The following is an 11,631-nucleotide window of genomic DNA, read 5'->3' on the forward strand; positions in this document are numbered from 1 at the left end:
CGCCGGCAACCCGCTGCCACCCACCGATGGCACGCAGTGGGAGGTCGGGGTGAAGTACCAACCACCGGGGACGGAGAAAATTTCGCTTACCGATCCGCAGTCGCGTTGGACAGCAGCGCCAGGCGGTCCGGCCTTCTTTGCCTACTCCACGAATTACCTGATCGACACTGAGCACGGCGTGATCATGGATGTGGAGGCGACCCCGGCGCACCGTACTGCCGAAGTCGATTCGACCAAGACGATGGTCGAGCGTGTCGAAGCGGAGTTCGACCTCACACCAGAGCGCCTCATCGGTGATACCGCCTATGGCACTGCCCCGATGCTGGCCTGGATGGTCGAAGAAAAGGACATCGAGCCGCATGTGCCGGTGTGGGACAAGACCGAGCGCAAGGACGACAGCCTCTCCAGTAACGACTTCCACTGGAATCCGGAAGCCAATGAATACCTCTGCCCAGCCAGCAAGCCACTGCGCAGTGAATGGCGCGCCTTCACCCAAAAAAGATCGCGGGTGACCAAGGCCAACACCATCATCTATCGCTCCAGCCAAACTGACTGCGCCACCTGTACGCTGAAAGCGAAGTGCTGCCCCAACACGCCGAATCGGAAGATCGTTCGCAGCATCCGTGAGGCTGCCCGGGACGTGGCCCGACGCATCGCCAAGACACCGGAGTACGTCGTCTCGCGCTGCGAGCGAAAGAAGGTGGAGATTCTTTTCGCCCACCTCAAACGGATCATGAAACTCGACCGCTTGCGACTGCGAGGCCTGGCGGGGGCTACTGACGAGTTCACCTTGGCTGCGATGGTGCAGAACCTGCGTCGCATGGCCAAACTTTTGCCTCAAGGGCCACCGCTCACGGGATAGGTACGCCTGCTATGGGCAGAAACCCTCGAATTAACCTTCAAACCTGAGCCAGAACGCTCAGCGAAACACCGAAAGACAACTTGAAGTGGCTTGCAGCTACTTCGACAGCAGGTACACCTGACTGGCTGGCTGCCGCTGAACCTACTTTTTCAACAGAATCAGTCTGATGGCAGGCGTTCGGTTAACCCCTCCCCACAACACCACCGCATCCTCCTCCCCAGGGTTCCCATACTTATGCGGTTCCTGGCTGGAAAAGCTGTAGCTATCCCCCTCACTCAGCTGGAAATACCGTTCCCCCACCCACAGCTCAAAGCTCCCCGACAGCACATACCCGGCTTCTTCCCCCTCATGGCTGTAACTCTCCTTGCTGTAGGTCCCCGGCGGAAAGCGTGAGTGCAAAAACTCCAGCTGCCGGGTCGGTTGCGGGGTCAGCAGTTGATCGATAATCCCGTTCTCATAATTCACCTGCAGCCGCTGTTTTTTGCGTACCACATAGCCTTGGTCTTCGGGTGCGGTCTGGGTTTCGCTGGCGAAGAACCATTGGATGGTCACGCCCAGGCTGCGGGCGATGTTGAACAGGGCGGGGATGGAGGGGTAGGCGAGGTTGCGTTCCAGTTGGCTGATGTAGCCGGCGGTGAGTTCGCTCTGTTGCGCCAGTTCGCTCAGGGTCAGGCCGCGGCGTTTGCGCAGGCCACGGATGCGGGTGCCAAGAAACTGTGGGCCGCCAGGGGCCTGGTTGTCGGTGCCGGGCTCCGCTGCGGGAGGGCGGCTCGCGGGCGGCGTCTTGCTGCTGGGGTTCATGGCGGGCTCCGGACCTGGAAAGCGGGCGCATCCGCAGGCTGTGTGAAAACTACTGCGTTTGGCAATACTGCGTTAAAAACAGGCTCGGAATGCTCATTTACAGCCAGTAAACTCCGCTTCCTCGCCTGTTTTTGCCTTGTCTTGCCTTCACTCGTGACGTTTTCACACAGCCTGTTCGGACGCCCGTCCTGCAAAAGCCCTGGAGTATAAAGCAGCCTCAAAGCGCCCAGGCGACTTTCAAGCCTTCGTGGATGGCTTCTTCCACGGTGCGCGGTGCCAGGCAGTCGCCGATGCGCTGGAAGGGCACCAGGCCTTTGAGTTGGTGGCCGAGGTCGTCCACGGATTGGTGGCCTTGGCACAGCACCAGGCTGTCGACGTTTTCCAGCAGCATGGGTTCGCCGCTGGCGGTGTGTTGCAGGTAGACGGTGCTGTCGTCGCAGCCGTAGAGGCGGGCGTAGGGAATGATCGGGACCGCCAGTTTGTGCAGTTCGCCGGCCAGTTGGTCGCGCACGTAGAGCGGCAGGCTTTCGCCGCAGTGGGTGCCGTTGACCGCCAGTTGCACCTGGTGCCCAGCACGGACCAGGCGTTCGGCGATGCCGGGGCCGATCCAGTCGCAGCGCCAGTCGACCACCACCACGCTGCGGCCCAGTTGCACTTCATCGCGCAGTACTTGCCAGGCGTCCACCACTTGCAGTTCGCCGCCGCGTTCGAAGTTCGGCCAGTAGGGTTGGGCGCCGGTGGCGATGATCACCAGGTCCGGTTGTTCGCGCTCGACCAGGGCGCGGTCGACTCGGGTGTTGCGCACCACCTCGACGCCGGCCAGTTGCATTTCCCGTTGCAGGTTGGTGCTGGCGCCGCCGAACTCGCTGCGCCGTGGCAGCAGTTGGGCCAGCAGCACTTGGCCGCCGAGTTGGGAGGTGGCTTCGTACAGGGTGACCTGGTGGCCCCGTTGTGCGGCGACGGCGGCGGCTTTCATGCCGGCCGGGCCGCCGCCCACGACGAGGATGCGTTTGCGTTGGGCGCTGACCTTGAGCTGGCCGTAGATCAGTTCGCGGCCGGTTTCCGGGTGCTGGATGCAGGAGATCGGCAGGCCCTTGTGGAAGTGGCCGATGCACGCCTGGTTGCAGGCGATGCAGGCGCGCACGTCTTCGGCGTGGCCGCTATCGCTCTTGTTGGGCATCTCGGGGTCGCAGATCAGCGCGCGGGTCATGCCACAGACGTCGGCCTGGCCCTTGGCGATGATGGCTTCGGCTTCCTGGGGCTGGTTGATGCGCCCGGTGACGAACAGCGGGATCGACAGCCCGGCCTTGAAGGTGCCGGCTTCCCGGGCCAGATAAGCCGCTTCCACCGCCATGGGTGGGACGATGTGCACGGCGCCGCCGAGGGAGGCGGAGGTGCCGGCGACGATGTGCACGTAGTCCAGTTGCCCTTGCAGCAGTTGCACGGCGGCCAGGGATTCGTCTTCGGTGAGGCCTTCGGGGTCGCGTTCATCGGCGCTGATGCGCAGGCCGATGATGAACTCGGCATCGGTGCTGGCGCGCATGGCGTCGAGGATTTCCCGGATAAAGCGCAGGCGCTGTTGCAGTTCGCCGTTGTAGCCGTCGGTGCGGCGGTTGACCCGGGGGTTGATGAATTGCGCCGGCAGGTAGCCGTGGCTGGCCACCAGTTCCACGCCGTCCAGGCCGGCCTGATGCAGGCGCCGGGCGGCGTCGGCGTAGCCTTGGATGATTTCGTCGATCATCTCCTGATCCAGGGCCCGGGGCATGACCCGGAAGCGTTCATTGGGCACTGCCGAAGGGGCGTAGGCCACCGCCAGCAGGCCGTCGGCGGACTCCATGATTTCCCGCCCGGGGTGGAAAATCTGCGACAGCACCACCGTGCCCTCGGCATGGCAGGCCTCGGCCAGTTGCCGATAGCCCTCGATGCAGCGGTCGTCGGTGGCCATCAGCACGTGGCTGGTGTAGCGCGCACTGTCGTGGACCCCGGCCACTTGCAGCACGATCAGGCCGACGCCGCCTTTGGCCCGGGCGCGGTGGTAGGCGATCAGTTGTTCGTTGACCAGGTTGTCGGTGGGCATCGAGGTGTCGTGGCCGCTGGACATGATGCGGTTCTTCAGGCGTTTGCCACGGATCTGCAAGGGTTCGAACAGGTGGGGAAAGGCGCTGGTCATTGCGGTGACTCCAGGCGGGCCGACGACGACGGGGCGACGCTTCGGCGTTGTTATTATGAGGCTATGAAAATTTACCTGTAGTAAAAAATCAACTTGTTTTTTTACTGGCTCTTGCAGTAGTTTCGATCTGCGCCCGCTCCCGGGGCGAACCTCAAAACAATAAAAAAGGGCTGCGCACGCCTGGGCGTCGTGGCACCGCTACGAGGAACCACAGATGAAAGCGATTTCCTGCAAGCACGCGGTCTATCCCCTGGCACTGGGCCTGGCCATGGCCCTGGGCAATGCCTGGGCGGCACCGGACATGGTGGTGGTGGGTTACGGCGGCGCCGGGCAGAAAGCCCAGGACGTGGCGTTCTTCCGGCCCTTCAGCCAGGCCGACGGCAGCCAACTGATCCAGAGCGAATACAACGGCGAGATGGCGCGGATCAAAGTCATGGTGGACACCGGCAACGTCGATTGGGACCTGGTGCAGATCGAAGGCCCGGACCTGGCGCGCGGCTGTGAAAGCGGCATGTACGAGCGCCTGGACTGGAAGGCCCTGGGCCATGCCGAGCAACTGATTGCCGATGCCGCCCAGGAGTGCGGTTCGGCGGCCCTGGTGTGGAGCGTGGCGATTGCCTACGACCGCAACAAGCTGGCCCAGGCCCCCACCTCCTGGGCGGACTTCTGGGACGTCGGCAAAATTCCCGGCAAGCGCGGCCTGCGCAAGCGTGCGGTGTACAACCTGGAGTTCGCCCTGTTGGCGGACGGGGTCAAGCCCGAAGACGTTTACCGAGTGCTGGCCACGCCTGCGGGGGTGGACCGAGCCTTTGCCAAGCTCACGGCCCTCAAGCCTTACGTTCAGTGGTGGGAGGCCGGTGCGCAGCCGGCGCAGTGGTTGAGTGCGGGGGATGTGGTGATGACCTCCACCTACAGCGGGCGCATTGCCGCAGCCGCCCAGGCGGGCGCGCCCCTGGCGGTGGTCTGGCCCGGCAGCCTGTACGGCATGGATTACTGGGCGATCATCAAGGGCTCCAAGCACGTGGACCAGGCCAAGCGCCTGATCAGCTTCACCAACCAGCCCGAGAACCAAGTCCGCTACGTGCAGCAAATTCCCTATGGCCCCACCAACACCCTGGCTGCCGCCCAGCTGGACCCCATGCTGGCCCAATGGGTGCCCACTGCCCCGCAGAACCTCAAGGGCGCCCTGGCCATGGACGTCGAGTTCTGGGTGGACCACGGCGAGGAACTGGAAGAACGCTTCAACGCCTGGGCCACGCAGTAGCCCGATGTGACGTCAGCCCCTGGATCTCGGGGCTCGCCACACGTACCAAGAAACGCCGCCGATCGGTCAGCACCGGTCGGCGGCGTTTGTGTGTCTATAGCAGTTTGAGCAACGCCTCGGCAGTGGCCTCCGACGAGCCGGGGTTCTGGCCGGTGGCCAACAACCCGTCCACTTCGACATGGCTGGCCCAGTCTTCGCCGCTGGAGTAACGGCCGCCGTGGGCCTTGAGCATGTCCTCCACCAGGAACGGCACCACGTCGGTGAGTTGCACCGCCGCTTCCTCACTGTTGCTGAAACCCGTCACGGCCTTGCCGTTGACCAGCGGTTTGCCGTCCGGCCCTAGGGTGTGGCGCAGCACGCCCGGGGCGTGGCACACCGCGCCCACGGGTTTGTTCAAGGCACTGAAGCGCTCGATCAGGGCGATGGAGTGGGCGTCTTCGGCCAGGTCCCACAGCGGGCCATGGCCTCCTGGGTAGAACAGCCCATCGAAATCGTCGGCCTTGAGCGTGCTCAGGGGCAGGGTGGCCGCCAGGGCCTGCTGCGCCGCCGAGTCTTTGTAGAAGCGGTCGGTGGCCGCGGCCTGGGCGTCTGCGGCGCTGCTTTTCGGGTCGATCGGCGGTTGGCCGCCCTTGGGCGAGGCCAGGGTGATTTGCGCGCCGGCGTCCTTGAACACGTAATAAGGCGCGGCGAACTCTTCCAGCCAGAAACCGGTCTTTTGCCCGGTGTTGCCCAGCTCATCGTGGGACGTCAGGACCATCAGAATTTTCATGGGAACTCCAGTGCAATGTGCGGCGCAGGGAAAAAGGCGGAGCGCCTGGCGGCTGTCCGGGGGCAGGGCGGTGCAACGCCGAGCCCATGAATTAAAGGACCCTGGGCCCGCGTCGGCGTTCCTTGGCTGTTGGGCCGCAGCGACGGGGAGGCAGGCAAGGCCCATCAACCGTCGGTCTTGCGGCCTCACGGCGCTGAATAAAAAAGATTGAATGTTCACATGAAATGTTATTTAAATAACAAAACAACAACGCCGGCAGCCGCCCGGCCAAGCCGTACAAGGTGGAAAGAAATGGGCAGGATCGCAGTCATCGGCAGCAACATGGTGGACCTGATCACCTACATCGAACGCATGCCCGCCCAGGGCGAAACTCTGGAAGCCCCGAGTTTCGCCATGGGCTGTGGCGGCAAGGGCGCCAACCAGGCCGTGGCGGCCGCCAAGCTCGGTGGCCAGGTGCTGATGCTGAGCAAGGTGGGCGACGACGCCTTTGCCGACACCACCCTGGCCAACTTCCAGCGCTTTGGCATCGACACCCGTTATGTGCAGAAGGTGCCTGGGGTGTCCAGCGGCGTGGCGCCGATCTTCGTCAAGCGCGATTCCCACAACAGCATCCTCATCGTCAAGGGCGCCAACGCCCACCTGCTGCCGGCGGACATTGATGCCGCCGAGGCCGACCTGCGCCAGTGCGGGCTGATTGTCCTGCAGTTGGAAATCAACCTGGAGACGGTCTATTACGCCATCGAGTTCGGCCGTCGCCACGGTATTCCGGTGCTGCTCAACCCGGCGCCAGCGGTGCCTGACCTGAGCCCGACTCACCTGGCGCAACTGGACTTCCTGATCCCTAACGAATCCGAACTGGCACTGATCAGCGGCCAGGCCGTGGACGGGCCTGAGTCGGCACTGCTGGCGGCGCGCTCCCTGGTGGCCCGGGGCTTGCGCCACGTGATCGTCACCCTGGGCCAGCAAGGCGCGCTGTACGTGGGTGAGGAGGGCGAGTTCCAGGTGCCCGGCCTGCGGGTCGACGCGCGGGACACCACCGGCGCCGGCGACGCGTTTATCGGTTGCTTTATCAACGACTGGAGCCGCGACCGCGACATCCGCGCCGCCATGACCCGGGCCGTGGCCTATTCAGCCTGCTCGGTGACGGGGCTGGGAACCCAGAGTTCGTATGCGGATGTGCAGGAGTTTGCAGAATTTCAGCGGCAGCAAGGGGCTTGATAGGGCACTGGCTGCACGCTGCAAGCGACACGATAAAAGCGATATCCCCAAAAAAAGTACCTATTCACGGAGAACAATAATGACTAAGCCTCCGCTGCAACAGACGCCTGACGGCTTCTACCTCAACCGCACCCCCTGGTTCGCGTTTATTTTGCTGTGCAGCATTTTCGCCCTGTGGGCGGCAGCGGCGAGCATGAATGATGTGCTGATCGCCCACTTCAAGAAGGCCTTCCTGCTCAGCGATTTCCAGACGGCCTTTGTGCAGTCGGCGTTCTACCTGGGGTACTTCTTCGTGGCCATTCCCGCCGCGTTGGTGGTGCGCCGCTTCAGCTACAAGAGCACGATCCTGATCGGCCTGTTGCTGTACATGTTCGGTTGCCTGCTGTTCTTCCCGGCGGCGTCCAGCGCCAAGTACGGCATGTTCCTCCTGGCGCTGTTCGTGATTGCCGCGGGCCTGTCGTTCCTGGAGACCGCCTGCAACACCTATTCGACCCTGATGGGCCCGCGGGAAACCGGGACCCGGCGCCTGAACATCTCCCAGACCTTCCACCCGTTCGGCGCCATGGCCGGGGTGTACGTGGGCAGCTTTGTGATGTTCAAGGAAACCGACGCCACCCACGAGCAGCTCACGCAAATGAGCGCCTCGGACGCGGCCATCGCCCAGTTGCAGATGATCCAGTCCACCTTGCTGCCCTATAAGTGGATGATCGCGGTGCTGGTGCTGATGTTTATCCTCATCGCCATCACCCGCTTCCCGGCGTGCAAGGGCAATGCCCCGCGCAGCCAGAAGACCGCCAGTCTCGGCCAGAGCTTGGGTCGCCTGTGGCGCAACCCGCGCTTCACCTTTGGCGTGTTGGCGCAGTTTCTCTATGTCGGCGCCCAGGTTGGGGTGTGGAGCTTCACCATTCGCCTGGCCATGCAGATGGGCGGGATGAACGAGCGCAGCGCCTCGTGGTTCTTGCTGACCACCTTCGCCGCCTATTTCGTCGGCAAGCTGATTGCCAACCTGCTGATGCGCAAGCTGCACCCGGCCAAGGTCTTGGCCATCTACGGCGTGCTGTGCATCGTGTTGCTGGCTTACACCATTCTGGTGCCGAACATCAGTGCGGTGTACGCGGCGGTGGGAGTGAGTATTTTCCTCGGCCCGTGCTGGCCGACCATTTACGGCCTGACCATCGACGGCCTGGGTGAAGACACCGGCGTCGGCGGTTCGCTGCTGGTGATGAGCATCGTGGGGGGCGGGGTGATTCCGATCTTCCAGGGCCTGCTCTCCGACGCCACCGGCGGCAACATGCAACTGGCCTACAGCGTGCCGCTGCTGTGCTTTATCGTGATCGTCGCCTACGCCTTGCGCTGCCTGCGCCAGGCTCGGGTCGAACCGGCACCGGCCGGCGCGGCGGTGGCCTCATGAGTACCCGTATCCCTTTGTATGGCGCGCTGTTTGGCGAGCAGGAAAAGTTGCTCCTGGAGTCCGCTGCGTTCACCGTGCGGGCCTGGACATACCCGTCCGGCGTCCGCGCCCTGAGCCTGGAAAACAGCCGGGGCCGGCTGGTGGTCCTGCCGTATCAGGGGCAGATGATCTGGTCGGCGGTGTTCGACGGTTGCGACCTGACCATGAGCCACCTGTTCAACCAGCCCCGGCCCAGCCCGACGGTGATCGGCACCTACGGTTGCTTCATGTTCCACAGCGGCCTGTTGCGCAACGGCTGCCCGAGCCCGGCGGACGACCATGCGCTGCACGGCGAACTGCCGTGTGCGCCCATGGACAGCGCCTGGCTGGAGATTGGCGAAGACGCCTCGGGGGCCTACCTGCGCCTGGGCGGCAGCTATGAATACGCCCAGGGTTTTGGCGACCGCTACCTGGCCAGCCCCAGCGTGACCCTGCGCGACGCCTCGGCCCTGTTCGAGATCGCCCTGCAGGTGCGCAACCTGGCGAGCAAGCCCATGGACCTGATGTACATGGCCCATATGAACTACGCCTATGTGGAAGGCGCGCGGCTGGTGGAGCCCCTGGGGGCCGAGCGGATTCGCCTGCGCAGCAGCGTGCCGGCCCACGTCAAGCCGACCCCGGCCTGGAGTGCCTACATGGAGCAGTTGAGCCAGGACCCGGCGCAGTTACAGTGCTTGGACCAGCCGCAGCTGTACGACCCGGAAATCGTCTGCTTCTTCGACGGGGTGCAGGCCGATGCCGGCGGGCGGGCGCATTTTCTGCTCAACCATCCCGATGGCGCGGGGTTTTACACCGGCTACCGGCCCGATCAGTTCGACCACGCGGCGCGCTGGATCCTGCACAACCCCGACCAGCAGGTGGCGGCCTTTGTCTTGCCCGCCACCTGCGAGCCTGAGGGCTACCTGGCGGAGTCCGCCAAGGGCCATGTGCGCTCACTGGTGGCCGGGGCCACGGCAGACTTCAGCGTGACCACCGGCTATCTGAGCCCGGCCGAGCGCCAGGCGTTGGAACAAACCCTGGTGCGTTGAGGCCGGGGCCGCTCAGAGCACCAGTTCGGCGCCCTGGGCGGCAATGGCGTCGCGGTAGGCCTTGGGGATTTTCTTGTCGCTGACCACGTACTGGAAGTCTTCCAGGCGGCCGAAGTGGGCGGTGCGCACGCTGTCGAACTTGCTGTGGTCAGCCAGCAGCATGCGGTGCTGGGCCTGGCGCAGGACCTTCTGCTTGACCTCCACTTCATGGAAGTTGAAGCAGGTGACGCCGAATTCCTGGCTGACCCCGGCCGCCGAGACCAGGGCCCAGGTCAGGCGCACGCCATCGAGGATGCCGGTTTCGGCGCTGTTCTCGAACACCTGGTTTTTGCGGTGGAAGGTGCCGCCGCAGAGGACGATGGAGCAGTTGGGCTTTTGTTGCAGCTTGAGCAGCACGTTGAGGGAGTTGCACACGGCGGTGAACTCCAGTTCGTCCGGGATGAAGTCGACGACGAACGGGGTGGTGGTGCCACAGTCGAAAAACACCGTGTCGCCGGGCTGGATAAAGCGCGCGGCGAGTTTGCCGATGCGGCGTTTTTCCTCGACGTGGCGGGTGTCCTGTTCGGCCACCCGGTAGTCGCTGCCGTCGTTGCCGTCGAAGGCCCGGGTGATGTAGCCGCCCAGCAGCCGCAGCTGATCGCTGTAGATGCTCAGGTCGCGACGCAGGGTCATTTCGGAGACGTCCAGCAGGGCGGCCATTTCCCGCAGGTGAATGGCGTTCTGGTCCTGCAGGGCTTGGAGGATGAGCTTGAGACGTTCGGCTTTTTTACTGTCCACAGGCATTCCGGGGGTTGAATGTTGGTGTTATTTAAGTAACATTATTTGTTATTATTGTAACGTATTTGTGCAGGTGACCAGTGAATGTTGGCGCAGGCGCATCCCCATAGACAAGCTGGAGCTGACCTGATGACCGACCTTAAGACGCGTCTTGAACCCGCCGCCTTGGCCAAATACATCGATCATACCCTGTTGGCCCCCCAGGCTTCGCGGGCGCAGATTACGACCCTGTGCGACGAAGCCCGCGAGCATGGTTTTTACTCGGTGTGCGTGAACTCGGCCCAGGTGCCCCTGGCCGCCCAGTGCCTGCAAGGGCAAGACGTGGTGGTGTGCGCGGTGGTGGGCTTCCCCCTGGGGGCCGGGTTGAGCGCGGCCAAGGCGTTCGAGGCCGAGCAGGCGATTGCCGCCGGCGCCCGGGAAATCGACATGGTGTTGAACATCGGCTGGCTCAAGGAAGGTTTGCTGGCCGAGGTCAGCGACGACATCGCCCAGGTCCAGCGCGCCTGCGGTGCGGTGCCGTTGAAGGTGATCCTGGAAAACTGCCTGCTGAGCGACGCTGACAAGGTCAGCGCCTGCGAAATCTGCCGTGAATTGGGGGTGGCCTTCGTCAAGACCTCCACCGGTTTCAGCCAGGGTGGCGCGACCCTGGAAGACGTGGCCCTGATGCGTCGCACCGTGGGCACCGGGGTCGGGGTCAAGGCCTCCGGCGGTGTGCGGGACTACCCCACGGCCATCGCCATGATCGAAGCCGGGGCCACGCGCCTTGGCTCCAGCTCGGGCATCGCCATCATCAGCGGCGCCCAGGCGTCGGGTTCGGGTTACTGAGGCCGCGTCGGTCCCGTTAACAAAACCCAGGCTCAAAAAAGCGCCCCATGACACAGGCCGTGTTATGGGGCGCTGTTGCGTCGGGCCGGGTTCAGCCGCCGACGTGCCGGGAAATGTCCCGATAGGTGCGTTTGTCCGTGGCCGCCAGCAATTGCCGGCCATCCTTGAAGGTGCCGATAAAGGTCACCTCGGTCTCGGTGCCGGCTATCAGGTAGCCGGCCAGGGCCCCCACCGGCCCCAGGAGCATGGCCCCGGCGATGCCGAAGCTGAGGGCGTCGTTGCTGGTGACGGAATCCTCGGTGGCGATTTCCAGGGTTTTGAAGGCCGAGGCCTTGATCTCCACCCCGGGCGAGGCGTTGAAGGCGGTTTTCAACTTGAAGGTGCCTCGGCGGTATTCGCCGTCACCCTGAAGAAAATCACCGGATAGAACCTTGATCGTTGCCATGTTGAATCATCCTTGTCCAAGC

At 63.8% G+C, this 11,631-nt stretch carries 11 protein-coding genes; 6 read left to right on the forward strand and 5 right to left on the reverse strand.

What is annotated here, in order from left to right; genetic code table 11:
* Positions 1-862: transposase (locus tag M1B34_RS09370; RefSeq protein ID WP_268264926.1), on the forward strand; the 862-nt coding region annotated here is incomplete at its 5' end.
* A gap of 141 nt (positions 863-1,003) precedes the next feature.
* Here the strand turns inward: M1B34_RS09370 and M1B34_RS09375 are convergent.
* On the reverse strand, positions 1,004-1,663 hold the full coding sequence (locus M1B34_RS09375) for a cupin domain-containing protein (RefSeq protein WP_268264927.1): 660 nt from the start codon (positions 1,661-1,663) through the stop codon (positions 1,004-1,006).
* A 217-nt stretch (positions 1,664-1,880) separates the two neighbouring features.
* A complete protein-coding gene (locus M1B34_RS09380) occupies positions 1,881-3,833 on the reverse strand; it encodes an oxidoreductase (protein WP_268264928.1) in 1,953 nt (650 codons plus the stop codon).
* 214 nt (positions 3,834-4,047) lie between these two features.
* On the opposite strand from M1B34_RS09380, the gene M1B34_RS09385 reads away from it, so the two are divergent.
* Positions 4,048-5,097 (forward strand): ABC transporter substrate-binding protein, encoded by a 1,050-nt coding sequence (locus tag M1B34_RS09385; protein ID WP_268264929.1) that lies wholly within the window; start codon positions 4,048-4,050, stop codon positions 5,095-5,097.
* A gap of 94 nt (positions 5,098-5,191) precedes the next feature.
* Here the strand turns inward: M1B34_RS09385 and M1B34_RS09390 are convergent, their stop codons facing one another.
* On the reverse strand, positions 5,192-5,866 hold the full coding sequence (locus M1B34_RS09390; protein ID WP_268264930.1) for a type 1 glutamine amidotransferase domain-containing protein: 675 nt from the start codon (positions 5,864-5,866) through the stop codon (positions 5,192-5,194).
* A 291-nt stretch (positions 5,867-6,157) separates the two neighbouring features.
* Between M1B34_RS09390 and rbsK the strand changes: the two genes are divergently transcribed.
* From rbsK to M1B34_RS09405, 3 genes are all read left to right on the forward strand, one after another.
* On the forward strand, positions 6,158-7,084 hold the full coding sequence (gene rbsK, locus M1B34_RS09395) for a ribokinase (RefSeq protein WP_268261008.1): 927 nt from the start codon (positions 6,158-6,160) through the stop codon (positions 7,082-7,084).
* A gap of 79 nt (positions 7,085-7,163) precedes the next feature.
* Positions 7,164-8,495: an L-fucose:H+ symporter permease gene (gene fucP / locus M1B34_RS09400; protein WP_123332242.1), complete on the forward strand. Its 1,332-nt coding sequence runs from the start codon at positions 7,164-7,166 to the stop codon at positions 8,493-8,495.
* On the forward strand, positions 8,492-9,562 hold the full coding sequence (locus tag M1B34_RS09405; protein WP_268264931.1) for an aldose 1-epimerase family protein: 1,071 nt from the start codon (positions 8,492-8,494) through the stop codon (positions 9,560-9,562). The genes fucP and M1B34_RS09405 overlap by 4 nt, the downstream gene beginning before the upstream one ends.
* Before the next feature lie 12 nt (positions 9,563-9,574).
* Here M1B34_RS09405 and deoR read toward each other — a convergent pair whose 3' ends face one another.
* Positions 9,575-10,345 carry a DNA-binding transcriptional repressor DeoR gene (deoR, locus tag M1B34_RS09410; RefSeq protein WP_185039213.1) on the reverse strand — a complete coding sequence of 257 codons (771 nt, stop codon included), beginning with the start codon at positions 10,343-10,345 and terminating at the stop codon, positions 9,575-9,577.
* Between the two features lie 123 nt (positions 10,346-10,468).
* Between deoR and deoC the strand changes: the two genes are divergently transcribed.
* Positions 10,469-11,164 (forward strand): deoxyribose-phosphate aldolase, encoded by a 696-nt coding sequence (deoC, locus tag M1B34_RS09415; RefSeq protein WP_268264932.1) that lies wholly within the window; start codon positions 10,469-10,471, stop codon positions 11,162-11,164.
* A gap of 91 nt (positions 11,165-11,255) precedes the next feature.
* Here deoC and M1B34_RS09420 read toward each other — a convergent pair whose 3' ends face one another.
* Positions 11,256-11,609, reverse strand: a complete 354-nt coding sequence (locus tag M1B34_RS09420; protein WP_268261004.1) for a hypothetical protein — start codon at positions 11,607-11,609, stop codon at positions 11,256-11,258.
* Positions 11,610-11,631 lie beyond the last annotated feature (22 nt).

This window comes from Pseudomonas morbosilactucae, from assembly GCF_023241715.1.
In the GTDB taxonomy this organism is placed as follows: Bacteria; Pseudomonadota; Gammaproteobacteria; order Pseudomonadales; family Pseudomonadaceae; genus Aquipseudomonas; species Aquipseudomonas morbosilactucae.